A 16,386-nucleotide genomic window follows, 5' to 3' on the forward strand; every position below is an offset into this window, starting at 1 on the left:
TGTCCGGTGGGGTCCGCGACGGGGGCTCAGCTGCCGGTGCCGCGGTACGAGCGCAGACCGGCCCGCCACAGCAGGCCGGCCGCGGCCGCCGCCAGGGCGGCGGCCGCCGGGGAGGCGAAGCGGAACGCCTCTGGCAGGTGCAGCGGGTCGGGGCGGCCCAGGACGTGCAGCGCCGGCAGCCAGTTGACGAAGGCCAGCGGCACGCCGAACACGGTGCCCGCGACCAGCTCCCGGGCGAAGACCGTCGGCGGGTACTGCAGGAGCGTGGCGCCGCCGTAGGTGACGGTGTTCTGCACCTCCGCCGCGTCCGCCGCCCAGAACTGCAGGCAGGAGCCGGCCACGAACAGCGACGCGAAGATCACCGTGCCGCAGACCGCCATGACCGGCAGCAGCAGCACCCGGTCCCACGTCCAGTCCACGTGCAGCCCCGCCAGCGCCCACGCCAGGACCGCCGACGCCTGCAGCGGCCGCCCGATCCGGCGCAGCGCGAAGCGGTCCGCGGCCATCTGCGCGAGGGCCGGCGCCGGGCGCACCAGCACCACGTCGAGGGTGCCGAGGCGGATCCGCTCGCCCAGCTTGTCGATGCTGCCGACCAGCAGGTCCGCCAGGCCCATCGCCAGGCCCGCGGTCCCGTACAGGAACGCCACCTCCCGCAGCCCCCACCCGCCGAGGCTGCCGGTGTGCCGGAACATCAGCGCGATCACGACGAAGTCCATCCCCGTCGCCGCCAGGTTGCCGACCGTCATCAGCACGAACGACGTCCGGTACGCCATCGCCGAACGCGTCCACATCGCGGCGGTCATCCACCACACGCGCAGCCCCCACGCCGTCCGGCCCGGCAGCCGCCCGACGGGGGGAGCGGAGCCGCCCCCGGCGCCGGGGGCGGCAGGGGAGCCCGGCCCGTCCTCGACATCAGCCACCCTGCACCACCACCCGCCGCGTCGCCGCCCCCTGCACGGCCCGGCCCGCCCCCAGCAGCAGCACCGCCCACAGCAGCTGGAAGCCCAGCGCCCGGGCCAGCGCCCCGCCGGTACGCCGCTCCAGCAGCACGTCGCACGGGACCTGCACCATCGCCGACCACGGCAGCACCCGGGCCGCGGCGCCCAGCGCCCCCGGGAAGAGGGCGAGCGGCAGCAGCATCCCGGAGAGGAACATCCCGGTGATCCCGACCAGCGCCCGTACCCCGTCCGCGTCCAGCAGCCAGAAGCCGGTGAGGGACACCAGGTAGCGGACCGCGAAGCTGACCGTCACCGCCAGCGCCGCCGACAGCAGGAACGCCGCCCAGGTCTCGGCCGCGTGCGGCAGCCGCAGCCGGTAGGCGAGCGCCCCCACCAGCAGCGGCGCGGCGCCCCGCGCCAGGAGCTGGAAGGCGGCCCGGCCCAGGTCGCCCGCCAGCCACCAGGCCTGCAGGTCCACCGGCCGGTACAGGTCGACGGCCACGTCGCCGCTGCGGATGCGGGCCTGCAGCTCGTCCTGGAAGCCGCCGCCCCACACCGCGACGGTCGCCAGCAGCGCCTGGCCGATCCAGATGTAGGTGACCGCCGCCTCCGCGCTGTAGCCGCCGAGGCCCGGCCGGGCGTGCCACAGGGCCAGGTAGGTGGAGCTGAGGATGAAGCCGAAGGCGGTGTTGGTGAACGCGCCGGCGAAGGTCGCCGCGCGGTAGGTGGCGTGGCGGCGGAACGATCCGCGGGCCACGGAGCCGTAGAGGGTGAGCAGCACACGACCTCCATGTCGACAAGTCGACGCGCGAACGGGCCTTCCGCACCCGGGCACGCCGAACGGCCCCGCACCCGGACACCCCGGGGGTCCCGGGAGTCGGCGCGGAGCACAGCAGCGCGCGCACGGCACGGCCGCACGCGCACGGTCTTCGGTTGTGCTCGCAGGGTAGCGCCCACCTCCCGCAGGCGCACCCGATTACTCCCCCTTCGGCCCCCTCCGCCACCCTCCCGAGTGGCCCCCGCCACACCCCCCGTCACAGAACCGCCACAACCGGCGCCGGGGGCGCGCCGCCCCGGCAATCGTTACCGATGATGCGAAGGTGTGAGCCTGGAGGAGCCGGACGTTCCCCCAACGGCCGCGCCCCGATGCACGACACCGAGCAGGAGCCATGAGCGAGCAGAGCAAGGGCGCCGCACGCCGCGCCCGCCGACAGGCCGCACACGAAGCGCGCCGCGCCCGGCGCACCGGCCTCAGACGCTTGCTCCCCACCTGGCGCGGCCTCCTCGCCGCCCTCCTCCTGCTCGTCCTCGTCGGCGCCGGCGCCTTCGTCCTCCTCTACCTGACCGTCGCCGTCCCCGACGCCAACGCCCAGGCCGTCGCCCAGAGCAACGTCTACTACTACTCCGACGGGAAGACCGAACTCGGCCGCACCGGCGACGTCAACCGCGAGTCCGTCCCCCTCGACCAGATCCCCCTCGACATGCAGCACGCCGTCGTCTCCGCCGAGGACCGCAGCTTCTACAAGAACAAGGGCGTCGACGTGAAGGGCAGCCTCCGCGCCGCCCTCAACACCGTCACCGGCCGGGGCACCCAGGGCGGCTCCACCATCACCCAGCAGTACGTCAAGAACTACTACCTCACCCAGGAGCAGACCCTCACCCGCAAGGCCAAGGAGATCCTCATCGCCCTCAAGGTCGACCAGACCGAGAGCAAGCAGCAGATCCTCGACGGCTACCTCAACACCAGCTACTTCGGCCGCAACGCCTACGGCATCCAGGCCGCCGCCCGCGCCTACTACGGCACCGACGCCGCCCGGCTCACCACCGCCCAGGGCGCCTACCTCGCCGCCCTCCTCCAGGCCCCCAGCCAGTACGACGTCCGCAACACCACCCCCGCCAACCGCCGCGCCGCCGTCGCCCGCTGGAACTACGTCCTCGACGGCATGGTCGAGGAAGGCTGGCTCGCCCCCGCCCGCCGCGCCGCCATGGCCTTCCCCCAGCCGCTCGAACGCCAGCCCACCCCCGGCGTCGGCGGCCAGGCCGGCTACCTCGTCGACATCGCCCGCGACTACCTCCTGAGGAACAAGGTCGTCGACGAGGCCACCCTCCAGGCCGGCGGCTGGAAGATCACCACCACCTTCGACAAGAAGAAGCAGGACGCCTTCGCCGCCGCCGTCAAGAAGGAGCTCACCGACCAGCTCGACCCCCGGGGCCGCCCGAGGACCGACACCGACGTCCGCGTCGCCGGCGCCTCCGTCGACCCCCGCACCGGCAAGGTCGTCGCCGTCTACGGCGGACCCGACTACACCACCCAGCCCTTCAACGACGCCACCCGCCAGGACAACCCCATCGGCTCCACCTTCAAGGTCTTCGACCTCACCGCCGGCCTCGAGGGCGAGCACACCACCCAGGACGGCCGGCGCATCACCACCCAGACCTACTACGACGGCACCAGCCGCCGCCCCGTCACCGGCGGCCCCGGCCGCTACGCACCCCCCAACGAGGACGACGTCGACTACGGCACCGTCACCCTCCGCTACGCCATGATGAAGTCCGTCAACTCCGTCTACGCCCAGGAAGCCGTCGACGCCGGACTCCAGCACGTCCGCGACACCGCGATCGCCCTCGGCATCCCCTCCACCGTCGACGGCATGAACCCCGCCAACAGCTCCATGGCCCTCGGCACCGCCACCCCCAGCGCCCTCGACCTCGCCGGCGCCTACGCCACCCTCGCCGACCACGGCCGGCGCGTCACCCCCTGGTCCGTCCAGAAGCTCGAACGCGACAACACCGCCACCCCCCTCCCCGCCCACAACCCCGTCCAGGCCGTCGACCGCGGCACCGCCGACGCCGTCACCTCCGTCCTCCAGGACGTCGTCTCACCCCGCGGCACCGGCTACGCCGCCCTCGACCTCGACCGCCCCGCCGCCGGCAAGACCGGCACCACCGACGCCAACATGTCGGCCTGGTTCGCCGGCTACACCCCCCAGCTCGTCACCGCCGTCGGCATCTTCCGCGAGGACGCCAGGACCCACAACCACCTCTCCCTCAACGGAACCGCCGGCCTCGCCCGCATCAACGGCGGCACCTTCCCCACCCGCATCTGGACCGCCTACATGCGCGGCGCCCTCAAGGGCACACCGACCGCCGCGTTCGAACTCGCCCCCAGCAACGGCAACACCGGCGCCCCGCTCGTCTCCCCCACCGCCTCACCCAGCCCGAGCCCCAGCCCCAGCAGCACCCCCTCCCCCAGCGGCACCCCCAGCGCCCCCGAGCCCTCCCGCAGCCCCTCCACCGAACCCGGCAGCCCCGAGGACAGCACCCCGCCCTCCGGCCCGCCCAGCAGCGGCAGCCTCATCGGCGGCGCCCTCGGCGGCGGCGACGGCGGACCCGCCGGCGGCAGCGGCGGCGACGGCGGCTCCATCGGCGCCAACGACACCGGCGGCGGCAGCGGCGGCACACCCGGCGGCGAGGGCAGCCAGAGCAGCGGCCCCGCCGTCCCCCTCACCGGCCAGTGAGCCCCGTCCGTTCGTGAGCCCCGTCCGTTCGTGAGCCCCGTCCGCCCGTGAGCCGCACCCGCACCGGTCCGTGGACAGCCCGGACCACGCGGCAGGCCCGCACACGCGGCCCCCGCCTCCGGCCCGGACACCCGCACCCGCACCCGGACACACCGGCGGGCCGCCCCCTCCGCACCGGAGGAGGCGGCCCGCAGCCGCACCCGGGAACCGCACCACCGGCACGGACCCGGACGGGGAACACCGCCACGACGGCCGCCCCGCAGACCCCGGGGCCCGGCCGGAACAGCCGCCCGCCGGAACAGCCGGAGGCCGGTGGCGGGGAACCGGCCGGAGTCTTGGGCCGGAGACCCGGGTCAGAGGTACGGACCGGAGACCCGGGTCAGAGGTACAGGCCCGTGCCCCCGCCGCCGTCGCCGATCCGCTCCGCCGCCACCGCGTGGATGTCCCGCTCCCGCAGCAGCACGTACACCGTCCCCCGCACCTCCACCTCCGCGCGGTCCTCCGGATCGAACAGCACCCGGTCACCCGGCTCCACCGAGCGCACGTTCTGCCCCACCGCGACCGCCTCCGCCCAGGCGCACCGCTTCGACAGCTCCGCCGTCGCCGGGATCAGGATGCCGCCCGTCGAACGACGCTCACCCTCCCCGCCCTCCGTGCGCACCAGCACCCGGTCGTGCAGCATCCGGATCGGCAGCTTCTCGCCGAGGTTCTCGTCCAGCCTGGTCTCACTCACACCCCGAAAATACCTTCCCCCGCCCCACCCCCGACACGCGAGGGCCGGACCGGGCACCCGCCCGGTCCGGCCCTCGGCGCACAGAAGCCGCGCCCCTCCTACCGGCCCCGGCGCCGCAGCAGCACCACGGCCGCCACCGCGGCCACGGCCACCGCCGCCACCGGCAGCACCCGCTCCGGGCGCAGACCGCCCTTCTCGTCCACGAACTGCGCCCGCACCTGCTCCACACCCCGGTTCGCCGCCACGTACGCACGGCCCACCGTGCGGTCGGCGGCCGCCGCCACCCGCGCCTTCGCCTGCGCCGCCACCGTCGACGGGTGCACCCGCACCGCGATCTCGTCCAGCGTCGCCGCCAGCTGGCGGCGGGTCGCCGCGATCGACGCCTCGATCTCGGCGGCGGAACGCCCGTCCGGGCCGCCGCTCCTGCCACGCGTCCCGACCTCGCCCAAGAGGGCCACCTCACTCACCCGTGCCGTATTCGTCCGATGATGAACAGTCTGTCAGGCGCGGTCCCTCGGTGCTCAGCGGCACCCCGCCACCGGAGTACCTTTCCTGATACCACGGCCGCATCCCACCCCGAGGAGAAATCCCCCGTGAGCGAGCGACTCCAGCCCGGCGACACCGCCCCCGCCTTCACCCTGCCCGACGCGGACGGCAAGGAGGTCTCCCTCGCCGACCACCGCGGCCGCAAGGTGATCGTCTACTTCTACCCCGCCGCCCTCACCCCCGGCTGCACCAAGCAGGCCTGCGACTTCACCGACAACCTCGAGGTGCTCGCCGGCGCCGGCTACGACGTCCTCGGCATCTCCCCCGACAAGCCGGAGAAGCTCGCCAGGTTCCGCGAGAAGGAGGACCTGAGGGTCACCCTCCTCGCCGACCCGTCCAAGGAGACCCTGACCGCCTACGGCGCCTTCGGCGAGAAGACCATGTACGGGAAGACCGTCACCGGCGTCATCCGCTCCACCGTCGTCGTCGACGAGGAGGGGAAGGTCGAACGGGCCCTCTACAACGTCCGCGCCACCGGCCACGTCGCCAAGCTCCTCAAGGACCTCGGCGTCTGAAACCCGGCGCCCGGCCCGGGATCCGGCCCCCGCGCCCGGCCCCGGGCGGGCCGACCTCCCCGGGCGGGCCCCCGGGCAGGGCGGAGCGGTGGCGGCGGGCCCCCCGACAGGACTCTCCGCCACCGCAGGACAAGGACTGTCGCGGATTGGTATGGACCATGTCAACCGATCTTCGGCAAATCCCTTCTCCTGACCCGTAACCCGGACGGCCCCTCCCTCGTTCTCCCGTACGACGGCCGACCACACGGCCGCACATGCGACGACTCACTGATGCCACGGCGGATCGGGGAGTCGCGCTGCGCCCACCCCTCCCGCCACGGCGGGGAGGGAACCCGATGGACGGTGTCTACGACCGCGACCGCCTCACCGAGGAGGTCGCCCGGTCCAGGAACTGGAACGACCTGATGCGCCGACTCGGCGTGGAGATCAGCGGAGGGCGGCGCAAGCAGCTCCAGAAGACCGTCGCCGCACACGGCATCAGCACCGATCACTTCAGGCAGCGCAGCCCGTGGACCAGGTACACCGATCAGGCGATCGCCGAGGCGGTTGCAGCATCCACCACGATGCGAGAGGTGGCGCGACGGCTCGGTGCCGTTCCGGCGAGCGGGACGATGTCCCACCTGAGGCGGCGCATCCAGGCCGCCGGCATCGACATCGGCCACTTCCCGCAGATGAACAAGGTGGTCAGCGAGCTGCCATTCACTGCGGAGGAGATCGCGGCCGCCGTCGCGGGAGGCCGCAGCATCCGCGAGGTCGCCAAGCTCCTCGGCATCACCAACGGGGACAGCGGCACCAGGGCCGCCCTGGGGCGCGCCGTCAGGCAGTTGGAGCTGGACACGTCGCACTTCTCGCACGCCCGTGTCGCGTCCGACCCGGAAGAACTGCGCAGGTTGGTGGCCGCGTCCACCAGTTTCGCCGAGGTCATGCGGAAGCTCGGGCTGGAGACGACGCCAGGGAACCATCGCAAGGTTCGCACCCGCATCCTCCGTCTGGAGCTCGACACCTCGCACTTCACCCATCGCTCCTCGGACCTCACGTCGAGGCCCCGTTCGGGAAGGGATGTGACCGACATCCTCCGGATCCGGCCCGAGGGGTCCTCCCGGATCGGCCACCTCCGCCTGCGACGGGCGATGGAGGACAGTGGGCTCGACTACCGCTGCACCCAGTGCGGCATCTCCGGCGAGTGGCAGGGTGGGCGGCTCACCCTCCAGATCGACCACGTGAACGGGAATTGGCTCGACAACAGGCTGGAGAACCTCCGTTTTCTCTGCCCCAACTGCCACTCCCAGACCGCCACCTGGTGCAACGGCAATCGGGCTCGAGGGGAAGTTCGCCTCCGGCCGTCTCATGAGGGTGCCGTGGAGAGCAAGACCCAAGTACCATGATGGAGTTCATGCGGCCGTGGCGAAATTGGCAGCCGCCCTGGCTTTAGGTGCCAGTGGATCTTGCATCCGTGAGGGTTCGAGTCCCTTCGGCCGCACTCTCCTTTGAATCGAAGGCCCGCCCGGGAGAACTTCCCGGGCGGGCCTTCGGCGTCGTGTCAGCCCAGGAACTGCTTCACGACCGGGGCCAGGGCGCGGAAGGCGTGGCCACGGTGGCTGATGGCGTTCTTCTCGGCCGGGGTCAGCTCGGCGCAGGTGCGGGTGTCGCCGTGGGGCTGGAGGATCGGGTCGTAGCCGAATCCGCTGGTGCCGGAGGGGGTGGTGCGGAGGGTGCCTTCGAGACGGCCCTCGACGACGTGCTCGGTGCCGTCGGGGAGGGCGAGGGCGGCGGCGCAGGCGAAGTGGGCGCCGCGGTGGGGCGCGGCGATGTCGGAGAGCTGGGCGAGGAGCAGGTCGAGGTTGGCCTTGTCGTCGCCGTGGCGGCCGGCCCAGCGGGCGGAGAAGATGCCGGGGGCGCCGCCGAGGACGTCGACGCAGAGGCCGGAGTCGTCGGCGACGGCGGGGTGGCCGGTGGCCCGGGCGAGGGCGTGGGCCTTGAGCAGGGCGTTCTCGGCGAAGGTGACGCCGGTCTCGCGGACGTCGGGGATGTCGGGGTAGGCGTCGGCGCCGACGAGTTCGACGTCCAGTCCGGCCTCGGTGAGGATGGCGCGGAGTTCGGTGACCTTGTGCCGGTTGCGGGTGGCGAGGACGAGGCGCTGGGTGCTCATGGCGTCCGATTATCCCCGGGTGGGGCTGCGGGGCGGGCACCCGGCGGGCACCTGACAGATGCGGGTGGGCGGTGCGGGCCGGGCCGGGGGCCGCGCGGGCGCGCCCGCCGGTCCGGGCGGGTCCGGGTCCGGCGGGCGCGGGCGGTGGGGCGGGGGTGCGGGTCAGCCTTCGAGGGCCTTGCGCTGGATGTGGTCGAGTTCGGCGCAGCCGAGGGTGCCGAGGTCGAGGAGCTGGTCGAGGAGGGCGCGGTCGAAGGGGGCGCCTTCGGCGGTGCCCTGGACCTCGATGAAGCGGCCGTCGCCGGTGCAGACGATGTTCATGTCGGTCTCGGCGCGGACGTCCTCCTCGTAGCAGAGGTCGAGCATGGGGGTGCCGTCGATGATGCCGACGCTGACGGCGCTGACGGTGCCGGTGAGGGGCTGGCCCTTGGCGCGGAGGATCTTCTTCTCGCGGGCCCAGGTGAGGGCGTCGGCGAGGGCGACGTAGGCGCCGGTGATGGCGGCGGTGCGGGTGCCGCCGTCGGCCTGGAGGACGTCGCAGTCGAGGACGACGGTGTTCTCGGCGAGGGCGCGGTGGTCGATGACGGCGCGGAGCGAGCGGCCGATGAGGCGGCTGATCTCGTGGGTGCGGCCGCCGATCTTGCCGCGGACGGATTCGCGGTCGCCGCGGGTGTTGGTGGCGCGGGGGAGCATGGAGTACTCGGCGGTGACCCAGCCTTCGCCGCTGCCCCTGCGCCAGCGGGGGACGCCTTCGGTGACGCTGGCGGTGCAGAGGACGCGGGTGTCGCCGAAGGAGACGAGGACGGAGCCTTCGGCGTGCTTGCTCCAGCCGCGTTCGATGGTGACGGGGCGGAGCTGGTCGGGGGTGCGGCCGTCGATGCGTGACATAGCGGTCGAGCCTAGTCGAGCGGGGGCGGGGGTGCGGTGCGGCGGGGCGTCCGGGGGTGCGGCGGGGCGCGCGGGGGTGGGGCGGGTGTCGGAAGGTGTCCCGGGGGCGGGGCGGCGGGGTCAGGGGGTGAGGGGGTGGGTGAGGAGGGCGCGACCGGCTGCGGGGTCTCCGTCCCAGGTGAGGGCGGGGGCGTCGAGGGGGATGCGCTTCCACAGGGCGAGGAGGAGGTCCTCGGCGGTGGCGGAGAGTTCGGCGACGGGGTGCCCGGGGCCGTGGGTGCGGGTGGTGCCGGTGTCGGTGGCGTGGAGGCGGATCGCGGTGCGGGGCGCGTGTGTGCGGCCGCGCGCGGCCTGGCGTGGGGCGAGGGTGTCGAGGACTTCGGCGACGCCTTCGTCGGCGAGGGCCGGGTCGAGGGGGTGCGGGCGCCCGAGGGCCTGTTCGGCGTCCCAGCGGTGGATGAGGGCCTCGAGGGCGCGGCGCCGCTGCCAGAAGGCGACGGTGCGGGGCGGGTGGAAGGTCCACGCCTCGGCTGCGGGGTCGGTGTCGAGGGCGTGGAGGAGGTCGGCGGAGGTCCGGTCGAACCAGCGGGTGAGGGCGGCGGGGTCGCGGGGTGCGGGGGGTGCCTGGTGGTCGCCGTGCTTCTCGGTGACGGCGGCGGTGGCCCACTGGTTGGAGCGGCCGAGGTGTTCGGCGAGGTCGTGGAGGGTCCAGGGGGCGCAGTGTGCGACGGGGGCGGCGAGGTCGCCGTCGAGGCAGGCGCGGAAGGCGGCGAGTTCGCGGCGGAGGTGGGCGAGGAGGTCGACGGGGTGCATGGGGCGAGGGTAGGCGGGAGGTGCGGGGGTGACGGGTCAGCCGAGGTGGTAGACGGCGCCGGAGCGGGCGGCTTCGACGGGGCCGGGGTAGGCGGCGCGGGCGTCGGCGAGGTTGCGCCCGGTGTCGGTCCACGGGGGGATGTGGGTGAGGACGAGGCGGCGGGCGCCTGCGGCGGCGGCGGTCTCGCCGGCCTGGCGGCCGTTGAGGTGGAGGTCGGGGATGTCCTCGACGCCGTGGGTGAAGGAGGCCTCGCAGAGGAGGAGGTCGGCGTCGCGGGCGAGGGTGGTGAGTTCGGGGCAGGGGCCGGTGTCGCCGGAGTAGGCGAGGACGTGTCCGCCGTGTTCGATGCGGAAGCCGTAGGCCTCGACGGGGTGGGCGACGGGGGCGGCGGTGATGCGGAGGGGGCCGAGGGTGAAGGTGCCGGAGGTGAGGGTGTGGAAGTCGAAGACCTCCTTCATGCCGGGCTGCTCGTCCATGTCGTAGGCGCGGGCGAGGCGTTCGGCGGTGCCCTGGGGCCCGTGGACGGGCAGGGGGTCGGGGCAGCCGCCGACGCGGTAGTTGCGGGCGACCCAGTAGGCGCACATGTCGATGCAGTGGTCGGCGTGGAGGTGGCTGAGGAGGACGGCGTCGACGTCGTAGAGGCCGCAGTGGCGCTGGAGGGCGCCGAGGGCGCCGTTGCCGAGGTCGATGACGAGGCGGTAGCCGTCGGCCTCGACGAGGTAGCAGGAGCAGGGGGAGTCGGGGGACGGGAAGCTTCCCGAGCACCCCACGACGGTCAGGTCCATGCCGCGCCCCTCCGCACCGGCTCGTACCGGCCGGGCCGGCCGGTGATGCTGCTTTCGCGAGTCGGTGTCGAGCGTAAGGGCGTGGCGGCACCCGGTCCCCTTGTGCGTGCCGCGTTGTGTCGGGAATCACCAGGACGAGGGGCGGCCGGGGGGCGGGTGCCGGCTCCTCGGGGGCGGGGCCGGGGGTGCTCCGCGCGGGGGTCGCCGAGGGGGTGCCGGGGCGGCGGGAGGGGTGCCGGGGACGGCAGGCCCCGCTGCGAGGGGGGGCGGCGCGGGCCCCCGCCGGTGGTCGGCGGGGGCCCGGGGTGGTGCGCGGCGGGTCCGGTGGCGGGGTCGGGGTCAGGCCCAGAGCTGGCCCTGGAGGGCCTGGACGGCCTCCTCGGTGGTGGCGGCGGTGTAGATGCCGGTGGAGAGGTACTTCCAGCCGCCGTCGCAGACGGTGAAGACGATGTCGGCGCGTTCGCCGGCGCGGGCGGCCTTGCGGCCGGCGCCGATGGCGGCGTGGAGGATGGCCCCGGTGGAGACGCCGGCGAAGATGCCCTCGAGCTGGAGGAGTTCGCGGGTGCGGGTGACGGCGTCCTCGGAGCCGACGCTGAAGCGGGTGGTGAGGACGTCGGCGTCGTAGAGCTCGGGGACGAAGCCCTCGTCGAGGTTGCGCAGGCCGTAGACGAGGTCGTCGTAGCGGGGTTCGGCGGCGACGATCCGGATGCCGGGGACCTTCTCGCGCAGGTAGCGGCCGACGCCCATGAGGGTGCCGGTGGTGCCGAGGCCGGCGACGAAGTGGGTGACGGTGGGGAGGTCGGCGAGGATCTCGGGGCCGGTGGTGGCGTAGTGGGCGCCGGCGTTGTCGGGGTTGCCGTACTGGTAGAGCATGACCCAGTCGGGGTGCTCGGCGGCGATCTCCTTGGCGACGCGGACGGCGGTGTTGGAGCCGCCGGCGGCCGGGGAGGGGATGATCTCGGCGCCCCACATGGTGAGGAGTTCCCGGCGTTCGCGGCTGGTGTTCTCGGGCATGACGCAGACCATGCGGTAGCCCTTGAGCCTGGCGGCCATGGCGAGGGAGATGCCGGTGTTGCCGCTGGTGGGCTCGAGGATGGTGCAGCCGGGGGTGAGGCGGCCGTCGGCCTCGGCCTGTTCGATCATGTGGAGGGCGGGCCGGTCCTTGATGGAGCCGGTGGGGTTGCGGTCCTCCAGCTTGGCCCAGAGCCGCACGTCCCCGGAGTCGTTGCCGGGGACGGCGGCGGAGATCCTCGGGAGGCCGACGAGGGGGGTGTTGCCGACGGCGTCGAGGGGGGTGTCGTAGCGCATCAGCGCGCGCCGCCGGCGACGGCGGGGAGGATCGTGACGCTGTCGCCGTCCGCGAGGCCGGTGGAGATGCCGTCGAGGAAGCGGACGTCCTCGTCGTTGAGGTAGACGTTGACGAACCGGCGCAGCTCGCCGCCGTCGACGAGGCGGTCGCGGAGGCCGGGGTGGCGGGCGTCCAGGTCGGCGAAGAGGGCGTCCAGGGTCGCTCCGCTGCCCTCGACGGCCTTCTGCCCGTCGGTGTAGGTGCGGAGGATCGTCGGGATGCGGACCTCGATGGCCATGGCTGCGCTCCTGGTGGGTGGCGGGCGCCGCGGTGGGCGCGGGCGTGGGTGTGGGCGGGGGCCCGGGGCGGGTGCGCCCCGGCGGCGGGCGCGGGTGTGCCGCGGTCAGCCTGCGTGGGGGCGACAGGCGCCGGAGGCGAGGCGGCACAGGTCGATGTGCAGCCGCGCCACGAGGCGGGTGCCCGGGTCCTTGGTGCTCACATCGACGGAACGCATGTGCCCATCGTATCGATTCCCGGCCTGCGGACGGGATGTCCGTCCCGGCGGGTGGACGGCGGCGTCCCGCATGCCGGTACGCGGGACCGGGCCGGGGGTCCGGCCGGGGGCCGCCGGCGGGCGGGCGGCGGGCGGTCGCGGGCGGGCTGCGGACCGGGCACGGACCGGGTGCGGGCGGGCCGCGGACCGGGGCGGCCCGGGTCAGCCGCGGGGGGCGTCGACGACCTCGACGTCCTCCTCGGTGACCACGCCGTCCACGATGCGGAACGAGCGGAACTGGAAGGGCCCCTCGCCGTTGCCGCAGTCGGCGGTGGAGACGAGGACGTAGTGGGCGCCGGGCTCGGAGGCGTAGGAGACGTCGGTGCGGGAGGGGTAGGCCTCGGTGGCGGTGTGGGAGTGGTAGATCACGACGGGCTCCTCGTCGCGGTCGTCCATGTCCCGGTAGAGCTTGAGGAGGTCGGCGGAGTCGAACTCGTAGAACGTGGGCGAGCGGGCGGCGTTGAGCATGGGGACGAACCGCTCGGGGCGGTCGCTGCCGGCGGGTCCGGCGACGACGCCGCAGGCCTCGTCGGGGTGGTCGGCGCGGGCGTGGGCGACGATCGCGTCGTGGAGCTCACGGGTGATGGTCAGCATGCGGGCCAGGATATGCGGGGCCCGGCGTGCCGGGCCCTCCCGTCCCGGGCGGGGGCGGGAGGGCCTGCGGCGGGGGTGCCGGGAGGCCCCGGGGGTTCCGGGGGTTCCGGGGCGGTTCAGGCGTCGGCGGACGCGGGCTCGGCGGTCCCGGCTGCGGCTGCGGCTGCGGCGGGGGCGGGCGCCGGGGCGGGGGCGGCGACGGCGGCCGGGTTGCGGCGGCGCAGCACGGCGTAGCCGGCGGTCAGCAGCAGCGCCCAGACGGGGAAGACGTAGAGCGAGACGCGGGCGTCGGCGTCGAGGGCGATGAGGACGGTGACGAAGGCGAGGAAGGCGAGGGCCCCCCAGCTGGTCCAGGGGGCGCCGGGGGCGCGGAAGGCGGGGGCGGGGAGGCGTCCGGCGCGGTGGGCTGCGTGGTAGCGGATCTGGCTGAGGAGGATGACGGCCCAGGTCCAGATGCCGGCGACGGTGGCGACGGAGGTGACGTAGGTGAAGGCCTCGGCGGGGGCGGTGTAGTTGAGGACGACGCCGACGCCCATGAGCAGGGCGGAGACGGTGATGGCGGCGGCGGGGGTGCGCCGGTTGTTGAGGCGGGTGACGGCGCCGGGTGCCTGGCCGCGGAGGGCGAGGTCGCGGAGCATGCGTCCGGTGGAGTACATGCCGGAGTTGCAGGAGGAGAGGGCGGCGGTCAGGACGACGAAGTTGACGATGCCGCCGGCGGCGGGGATGCCGATGCGGCTGAAGGCGGCGACGAAGGGGGAGGCGCCGGGCTGGAACTCGCTCCAGGTCACGAGGGAGAGGATGACGAGGAGGGCGCCGACGTAGAAGACGCCGATGCGCACGGGGAGGGTGTTGATGGCGCGCGGGAGGGTCTTCTCGGGGTTCTCGCTCTCGCCTGCGGTGACGCCGACGAGTTCGACGCCGAGGTAGGCGAACATGACGATCTGGAGGGTCGTCAGGGTGGAGCCGACACCGTTGGGGAACAGGCCGCCGTCGGCCCAGAGGTGGGTGGCGGAGGCGGTGTCGGCGGCGTCGCTGAAGCCGAGGGTGAGGACGCCGACGCCGATCAGGATCATGCCGATGATGGCGGTGACCTTGATCAGGGAGAACCAGAACTCGATCTCGCCGAAGAGCTTCACCGAGATGAGGTTGGCGGTGTAGAGGACGACGAGGAAGAGCAGGGCGCTGGCCCACTGGGGGATCGAGGGCGCCCAGTAGTGGATGTAGACGGCGGCGGCGGTCACCTCGGCCATGCCGGTGACGACCCACATGAGCCAGTAGGTCCAGCCGGTGACGAAGCCGGCGAAGGGGCCCAGGAACTCGCGGGCGTACTCGGCGAAGGAGCCGGAGACGGGGCGGTAGGTGAGCAGTTCGCCCAGGGCCCGCATGATGCAGAAGACGACTGCTCCGGCGACCGCGTAGGAGAGCACCAGGCTGGGGCCGGCCTTGTGGATGGCGGTGCCGGCGCCGAGGAAGAGGCCGGTGCCGATGGCGCCGCCGATGGCGATCATCTGGATCTGCCGGCTGCCGAGTCCGCGCTCGTATCCCTCGTCGGGGTTCTGTCCTGCCATGGGTGGTGCGACCTTTCATCCGCTGCCCGGACGGGGTCCCGGCCCGGGAGTGATCGTGCAGTCGTATCACCGGGCGCCCGGATGCCGGTACGGATCTGATCGCGATTTGAGCATCTGAAGGGATGGTTCATCCCTTTGCATGGCGGTTTGCACCCGCCGGGAGTCCACCATGCGGACAGGCCGGATGCGGACGGGCCGGGTGGCGGCGGGGTGCGGGCGGGTGGCGGTCCGCCGGGTGGGGAGCGTGGGGGCGGGGCGCACGCGGGGGCCGGACGCGGGGCGGCGGACGGCGGGGGCGGCGGGGGTAGCGGCCCCGGAGGCCTCAGCCCGGCCGGGCGCGGGGCGGGCGGGGCGTCGCGGGCGGCGTGCGGCCCGGCGGAAGCGCGTGCGGCCCGGCCCGGGTCGGGTCAGGCGGTGAGGGCCTCGACGAGGGACTCCTGCATGGCGCCCAGCCACAGGTAGGCCATGACCAGCGGCTTGACCGGGTCGTCGTCGGGCAGCCGGTAGAGCCGCTCGTCCTCGGCGTCGTCGGTGACCTCCAGGCGGGCGCCGAGGGTGAGGCGCAGGTCGTTGAGGGCGCCGAGCCAGTGGCGGCACTGCTCGGCGTCGAGGCGCAGGACGCCGCCCCTGCCCCCGGCGGTGGCGGCGGAGAAGCCGTCGAGGGAGCGGACGACGGCGAGGGCGTCGTCGCGCTTGCGGGCGCGCAGGTCGGGTTCGGTGTAGCGGCGGAACTCGGCGGCGGCGGCCCGCTGCTCGTCGTCGGGCTCGGCGCCGGGCGTGCCGTAGGCGTCGGGGAAGAGGCGGGCGAGCGCCGGGTCGTCGGGCGGGGTGGTGGGGCCCTCGGCGAAGAGGGCGGCCAGCGGGTCGGCGTCGGGCCCGTCGGCGGGCCCGGGGCCGATGAGCTCCAGCATCTGCACGGCGAGGCTGCGGAGGATGGAGACCTCCACCTCGTCGAGCGCGATCGCCGCGCCGCCGCCGGGGGTCGTCTCGAACAGTCCTGCCATCAGGCCTCAGGGCCCCTTCGTGTCACGTCTCGCGTCGTCCTCCGCCCCGCCCGCGGCTGCCGGGGCCGGCGGTGGGCGGCCGGAGCACGCCCGGAGGACGTGGACGACGCAGCCCGTGAGGCCGGCGGGGCCATCACGGACGATTGTGCCCCATGCCGGACAGGGCCGGGCCCGGCCGTCCCGCTCGCGCCGGGCAGGGCCGCGGACGCCCGGCCCGGCGGGCTCCCCGCCGGGCCGGGCGTTCTCCCCGGCCGCGGGCCCCGCCGCAGGGCCCGGCAGGAGCCGGTCCCGGGTGCGGGTGCGGCCGGGGTGCGGGCCAGTCAGTCGGTGACGGTCCAGGTGTCGGGGCCGGCGAGGAGGGCGGCCAGGTCGCCCTGTCCGCGGGCGGTGGTGGCGGCGGTGAGCTGTTCGGCCATGAGGGTGTCGTAGACCGGGCGGTCGACGGCGCGCAGCACGCCGATCGGGGTGTGGTGCAGGGTGTCGGGGTCGGTGA

The 16,386-nt window shown here is 74.3% G+C and carries 17 protein-coding genes, 1 tRNA gene and 1 pseudogene; 4 read left to right on the forward strand and 15 right to left on the reverse strand.

Translation table 11 applies throughout. The features are described from left to right. Window positions 1-26 precede the first annotated feature (26 nt). Together LO771_RS26555 and LO771_RS26560 are read right to left on the reverse strand one after the other, a co-directional pair. Window positions 27-803: an ABC transporter permease gene (locus LO771_RS26555; protein WP_230747243.1), complete on the reverse strand. Its 777-nt coding sequence runs from the start codon at window positions 801-803 to the stop codon at window positions 27-29. 109 nt (window positions 804-912) lie between these two features. After that, a complete protein-coding gene (locus LO771_RS26560) occupies window positions 913-1,716 on the reverse strand; it encodes an ABC-2 family transporter protein (protein ID WP_230747245.1) in 804 nt (267 codons plus the stop codon). 391 nt (window positions 1,717-2,107) lie between these two features. On the opposite strand from LO771_RS26560, the gene LO771_RS31165 reads away from it, so the two are divergent. Next, complete coding sequence (locus LO771_RS31165; protein WP_304944868.1) at window positions 2,108-4,456, forward strand: transglycosylase domain-containing protein; 2,349 nt, start codon at window positions 2,108-2,110, stop codon at window positions 4,454-4,456. Between the two features lie 379 nt (window positions 4,457-4,835). On the opposite strand, the gene LO771_RS26570 is transcribed toward LO771_RS31165, so the two are convergent. Together LO771_RS26570 and LO771_RS26575 are read right to left on the reverse strand one after the other, a co-directional pair. Then, window positions 4,836-5,138 (reverse strand): co-chaperone GroES, encoded by a 303-nt coding sequence (locus LO771_RS26570; protein ID WP_374228257.1) that lies wholly within the window; start codon window positions 5,136-5,138, stop codon window positions 4,836-4,838. Window positions 5,139-5,287: 149 nt separating this feature from the next. Further along, complete coding sequence (locus LO771_RS26575) at window positions 5,288-5,638, reverse strand: DUF3618 domain-containing protein (protein ID WP_230747183.1); 351 nt, start codon at window positions 5,636-5,638, stop codon at window positions 5,288-5,290. Window positions 5,639-5,782: 144 nt separating this feature from the next. Between LO771_RS26575 and bcp the strand changes: the two genes are divergently transcribed. The 3 genes from bcp (at window position 5,783) to LO771_RS26590 (ending at window position 7,730) form a co-directional block, all read left to right on the forward strand. After that, window positions 5,783-6,250, forward strand: coding sequence for a thioredoxin-dependent thiol peroxidase (gene bcp / locus LO771_RS26580; protein ID WP_230747184.1), 468 nt, complete (start codon window positions 5,783-5,785; stop codon window positions 6,248-6,250). 335 nt (window positions 6,251-6,585) lie between these two features. Further along, a complete protein-coding gene (locus tag LO771_RS26585) occupies window positions 6,586-7,635 on the forward strand; it encodes an HNH endonuclease (RefSeq protein ID WP_230747186.1) in 1,050 nt (349 codons plus the stop codon). Between the two features lie 10 nt (window positions 7,636-7,645). Further along, window positions 7,646-7,730: transfer RNA gene (locus tag LO771_RS26590), tRNA-Leu, on the forward strand. Between the two features lie 60 nt (window positions 7,731-7,790). On the opposite strand, the gene rdgB is transcribed toward LO771_RS26590, so the two are convergent. The 11 genes and pseudogenes from rdgB to LO771_RS26645 all read right to left on the reverse strand — a co-directional run. Further along, on the reverse strand, window positions 7,791-8,399 hold the full coding sequence (rdgB, locus tag LO771_RS26595) for an RdgB/HAM1 family non-canonical purine NTP pyrophosphatase (protein ID WP_230747189.1): 609 nt from the start codon (window positions 8,397-8,399) through the stop codon (window positions 7,791-7,793). A gap of 162 nt (window positions 8,400-8,561) precedes the next feature. Continuing rightward, on the reverse strand, window positions 8,562-9,287 hold the full coding sequence (gene rph / locus LO771_RS26600) for a ribonuclease PH (RefSeq protein WP_230747191.1): 726 nt from the start codon (window positions 9,285-9,287) through the stop codon (window positions 8,562-8,564). Window positions 9,288-9,407: 120 nt separating this feature from the next. Further along, window positions 9,408-10,100, reverse strand: a complete 693-nt coding sequence (locus tag LO771_RS26605; RefSeq protein ID WP_230747201.1) for a maleylpyruvate isomerase family mycothiol-dependent enzyme — start codon at window positions 10,098-10,100, stop codon at window positions 9,408-9,410. 36 nt (window positions 10,101-10,136) lie between these two features. Continuing rightward, window positions 10,137-10,886, reverse strand: coding sequence for an MBL fold metallo-hydrolase (locus tag LO771_RS26610; RefSeq protein WP_230747203.1), 750 nt, complete (start codon window positions 10,884-10,886; stop codon window positions 10,137-10,139). A 339-nt stretch (window positions 10,887-11,225) separates the two neighbouring features. Continuing rightward, on the reverse strand, window positions 11,226-12,194 hold the full coding sequence (locus LO771_RS26615; protein WP_230747205.1) for a PLP-dependent cysteine synthase family protein: 969 nt from the start codon (window positions 12,192-12,194) through the stop codon (window positions 11,226-11,228). Next, window positions 12,194-12,472, reverse strand: coding sequence for a MoaD/ThiS family protein (locus LO771_RS26620; protein WP_230747206.1), 279 nt, complete (start codon window positions 12,470-12,472; stop codon window positions 12,194-12,196). Before LO771_RS26620 ends, LO771_RS26615 begins: the two co-directional genes overlap by 1 nt. Window positions 12,473-12,577: 105 nt before the next feature. Further along, a complete protein-coding gene (locus tag LO771_RS31735; RefSeq protein WP_374228256.1) occupies window positions 12,578-12,688 on the reverse strand; it encodes a putative leader peptide in 111 nt (36 codons plus the stop codon). Between the two features lie 201 nt (window positions 12,689-12,889). Continuing rightward, on the reverse strand, window positions 12,890-13,321 hold the full coding sequence (locus LO771_RS26630; protein ID WP_230747210.1) for a Mov34/MPN/PAD-1 family protein: 432 nt from the start codon (window positions 13,319-13,321) through the stop codon (window positions 12,890-12,892). Between the two features lie 116 nt (window positions 13,322-13,437). Next, the gene (locus tag LO771_RS26635; RefSeq protein ID WP_230747213.1) at window positions 13,438-14,889 is read right to left on the reverse strand and encodes an amino acid permease; all 1,452 of its coding nucleotides are present in this window, start codon (window positions 14,887-14,889) and stop codon (window positions 13,438-13,440) included. Window positions 14,890-15,296: 407 nt separating this feature from the next. Beyond that, the gene (locus LO771_RS26640; RefSeq protein ID WP_230747215.1) at window positions 15,297-15,893 is read right to left on the reverse strand and encodes a DUF2017 domain-containing protein; all 597 of its coding nucleotides are present in this window, start codon (window positions 15,891-15,893) and stop codon (window positions 15,297-15,299) included. 320 nt (window positions 15,894-16,213) lie between these two features. Next, window positions 16,214-16,386 (reverse strand): annotated as a pseudogene (locus LO771_RS26645) (2-oxoacid:ferredoxin oxidoreductase subunit beta); the annotation flags it as partial.

This window comes from Streptacidiphilus sp. ASG 303, from assembly GCF_020991365.1.
Classification (GTDB): domain Bacteria; phylum Actinomycetota; class Actinomycetes; order Streptomycetales; family Streptomycetaceae; genus Peterkaempfera.

Excerpts from the sequence above, each read along its gene's own strand:
- LO771_RS26555 (WP_230747243.1), bottom strand. The coding sequence starts at position 803 with ATGACCGCCGCGATGTGGACGCGTTCGGCGATGGCGTACCGGACGTCG.
- LO771_RS31165 (WP_304944868.1), top strand. The coding sequence starts at position 2,108 with ATGAGCGAGCAGAGCAAGGGCGCCGCACGCCGCGCCCGCCGACAGGCC.
- LO771_RS26570 (WP_374228257.1), bottom strand. The coding sequence starts at position 5,138 with ATGCTGCACGACCGGGTGCTGGTGCGCACGGAGGGCGGGGAGGGTGAG.
- LO771_RS26585 (WP_230747186.1), top strand. The coding sequence starts at position 6,586 with ATGGACGGTGTCTACGACCGCGACCGCCTCACCGAGGAGGTCGCCCGG.
- rdgB (WP_230747189.1), bottom strand. The coding sequence starts at position 8,399 with ATGAGCACCCAGCGCCTCGTCCTCGCCACCCGCAACCGGCACAAGGTC.
- rph (WP_230747191.1), bottom strand. The coding sequence starts at position 9,287 with ATGTCACGCATCGACGGCCGCACCCCCGACCAGCTCCGCCCCGTCACC.
- LO771_RS26605 (WP_230747201.1), bottom strand. The coding sequence starts at position 10,100 with ATGCACCCCGTCGACCTCCTCGCCCACCTCCGCCGCGAACTCGCCGCC.
- LO771_RS26610 (WP_230747203.1), bottom strand. The coding sequence starts at position 10,886 with ATGGACCTGACCGTCGTGGGGTGCTCGGGAAGCTTCCCGTCCCCCGAC.
- LO771_RS26615 (WP_230747205.1), bottom strand. The coding sequence starts at position 12,194 with ATGCGCTACGACACCCCCCTCGACGCCGTCGGCAACACCCCCCTCGTC.
- LO771_RS26620 (WP_230747206.1), bottom strand. The coding sequence starts at position 12,472 with ATGGCCATCGAGGTCCGCATCCCGACGATCCTCCGCACCTACACCGAC.
- LO771_RS31735 (WP_374228256.1), bottom strand. The coding sequence starts at position 12,688 with ATGCGTTCCGTCGATGTGAGCACCAAGGACCCGGGCACCCGCCTCGTG.
- LO771_RS26630 (WP_230747210.1), bottom strand. The coding sequence starts at position 13,321 with ATGCTGACCATCACCCGTGAGCTCCACGACGCGATCGTCGCCCACGCC.
- LO771_RS26635 (WP_230747213.1), bottom strand. The coding sequence starts at position 14,889 with ATGGCAGGACAGAACCCCGACGAGGGATACGAGCGCGGACTCGGCAGC.
- LO771_RS26640 (WP_230747215.1), bottom strand. The coding sequence starts at position 15,893 with ATGGCAGGACTGTTCGAGACGACCCCCGGCGGCGGCGCGGCGATCGCG.